General features: G+C 72.8%; 2 protein-coding genes and 1 pseudogene. 2 read left to right on the forward strand and 1 reads right to left on the reverse strand.

Annotated elements, in window-relative coordinates:
• Positions 1–1,324: DNA polymerase IV (locus VOI19_RS17705; protein WP_323794265.1), on the forward strand; the 1,324-nt coding region annotated here is incomplete at its 5' end.
• Between the two features lie 11 nt (positions 1,325–1,335).
• Positions 1,336–2,337 (forward strand): GNAT family N-acetyltransferase, encoded by a 1,002-nt coding sequence (locus VOI19_RS17710; protein WP_323794266.1) that lies wholly within the window; start codon positions 1,336–1,338, stop codon positions 2,335–2,337.
• Here VOI19_RS17710 and VOI19_RS17715 read toward each other — a convergent pair.
• A pseudogene (locus VOI19_RS17715) lies at positions 2,324–2,732 on the reverse strand (biotin-dependent carboxyltransferase family protein); the annotation flags it as partial. The gene VOI19_RS17710 and the pseudogene VOI19_RS17715 overlap by 14 nt on opposite strands.

The following is a 2,732-nucleotide window of genomic DNA, read 5'->3' on the forward strand; positions in this document are numbered from 1 at the left end:
TCTCGACCTCGACGCCTTCTTTGCCGCCGTGGAGCAGCGCGACAAGCCGTCGCTGCGCGGCAAGCCGGTCGTCGTCGGCGGGGTCGGGGGCCGCGGCGTGGTGGCGACCGCGTCCTACGAGGCACGGGTGTACGGCGTCCGGTCGGCCATGTCGACCCGCGAGGCGCGCTCACGCTGCCCGCACGCCGCCTTCCTCACCGGCCGATTCCACGCCTATCGCGCCAGCAGCACCATCGTGATGGGGCTCCTGCGCGAGGTGTCACCGCTCGTCGAGCCGCTGTCGCTCGACGAGGCGTTCGTCGACCTCGAGCAGGCCGGCCTGCCCGACCTCGAGGTGGCCACCGTGACCGCCTTCGCCCAGGAGCTGCGGGCGCGGGTCGAGCGCGCCACCGGCGGACTGACCGCATCGGTGGGACTCGGTACCTCCAAGTTCATCGCCAAAGTGGCCAGCGACCTCGACAAGCCCGACGGCCTCGTGGTCGTCGCTCCGGGCACCGAGAGCGACCTCCTGCGCCCCATGCACGTCTCGGTCATCCCGGGCGTGGGCCCGGCGACCGTCGAGCGACTGCGCCGCGCGGGGCTCCACACGGTGGCCGACCTGCAGTCGGCGGGCCTCGACGAGCTCGTGCAGCTGGTCGGCAAGGCCCACGGCACCGGGCTCCACCACCTCTGCCGGGCCGAGGACGACCGTCCCGTCGTGGCGGAGCGGGAGGCCAAGTCGGTGAGTGTCGAGGGCACCTACGAGACCGACCTCACCGACCGCCGGCTGATGGAGGGGCTGCTCACCCGGCAGGCCGGAGAGGTCGCCACCCGGCTCCGGGCGCAGGGGCTCTCGGGACGCACGGTCACGATCAAGGTCCGCGCGCACGACTTCACCACCCTGACCAGGTCGAGCACGCTGCCGGAGCCGACCGACAGCAGCGCGACGATCAGTCGCCTGGCCCGCGGGCTGCTCGCCGACCTCGACACCTCCGGCGGCGTCCGGCTGCTGGGAGTCGGCGTCTCGGGACTGGCCGACTGGATCCAGGACGACCTCTTCGGCGGGAGCGACGACGCGGCGGCCGAGGCAGTGGCGATCCAGAGCGCCGACATCACCGTCGCCGCACCTCGACGCTCGTCGTGGGGCCCCGGCCAGGACGTCGTCCACGACGACCTCGGACGAGGCTGGGTGTGGGGCTCCGGACGAGGCGTGGTGACCGTGCGCTTCGAGACCGCCGAAACCCCGGCCGGACCGGTGCGCTCCTACGCCGTCGACGACCCGGCGCTGCACCACTGGCCCCCGCCGGAGAACAATCCGGTGGCCGAGGAGTCCACGGGGCCGTAACGTCCACCGACGTGGAGATCACCGAGCTGGACGTCCAGGACGACGTCGCCCTGCGCGCCGTGTACGACGTGGAGGCGCGAGCCAACCACCTCGACCGCGAGGACGCCCCGCAGTGGTCCTGGCAGGAGATGTCCGGAGCGGCTCGGCGCCCCGACCCCGGCGAGCGCCAGTGCTTCTTCGTGGGGCGGGTCGAGGGCCGCACCGTCGGCTTCTGCATCGTCTACCTGAGCCTGCACGACAACCTCGACAAGTGCTGGATCGAGGTGAAGGTCGACCCCGCCGAGCAGCACCGCGGCTTCGGTCGCCTCCTGCTCGAGCGCGCGGTCGAGGTGGCCACGGTCGAGGGCCGCACCGCGGTGGTGATCGAGACGGTGCTCCCCTTCGACCGCGTCACCGACCACCGCTACCGGCGCTTCGCCGAGGCAGCCGGGTTCACGCTCGCCAACGTGGAGATCATCCGCGACCTCCCCCTGCCCGTCGCGACCGATCAGCTCGACGCGTGGGCGGCTCGCGCCGCACTCAAGAGCAGCGACTACCGCATCGAGACCCACGTCAACGTCGTCCCGGAGAACCTCGTGCCGTCCTTGGTCGTCCTGCACGGCCAGCTGGGCGTCGACGCGCCCACCGGCGAGGTCGACTGGGAGGAGGAGCTGATCACCCCCGAGCGCTTCACCGAGAGCCGCGCAGCCCTGGTGGCAGCCGGGCGCACGATGTACGAGACGGTCGCGATCGCCCCCGACGGCACGGTGGCGGCTCAGTCGACGATCTCCGTCCCGCCGGCCGGACGTCTCGACGTGTCGCAGTGGGGCACCTTCGTGCACCGCGAGCACCGCGGGCACACCCTCGGCCTTGCGGTGAAGGTCGCCAACCTCCGCGCCGTGCAGGAGGCGCATCCGGAGATGCGCCGCGTGCGCACCCAGAACGCCGAGACCAACGACTGGATGGTCGCGATCAACGTCGAGATGGGCTTCGAGCCGATCGAGGCGTCGGTCGAGCTCGTCAGACGCTCTTGACCGGGGCGAACCTCACCGGGTCCCCCGGCGCCAGCTGAGCGCACCGCCCCAGCTCGGAGGCCTCGACGACGGCGATCACGGGGTACCCGCCCGTGCTCGGGTGGTCGGCGAGGAAGACCACCGGTCGACCGTCCGGCGGCACCTGCACGGCGCCGAGCACCATTCCCTCGCTCGGCAGCTCGTCGTGGCGGCGGCGCACGAGGGCGGGTCCGCTCAGCCGCAGGCCTACGCGGTTGGAGTCGGCGGTGACGGTGTACTCGTGGGCGCAGAGCCGGTCCAGGGCGTCGGCCTCGAACCAGTCGGCCCGCGGGCCGGGCACGACGTGGAGCGGGCCCTGGGCGGCCGGTCGTACGCCGGTCGCGACGTCGACCGTGGCCGGCGCCGCCTGCGGATCA

Source organism: Nocardioides sp. (assembly GCF_034670285.1).
In the GTDB taxonomy this organism is placed as follows: Bacteria; Actinomycetota; Actinomycetes; order Propionibacteriales; family Nocardioidaceae; genus Nocardioides.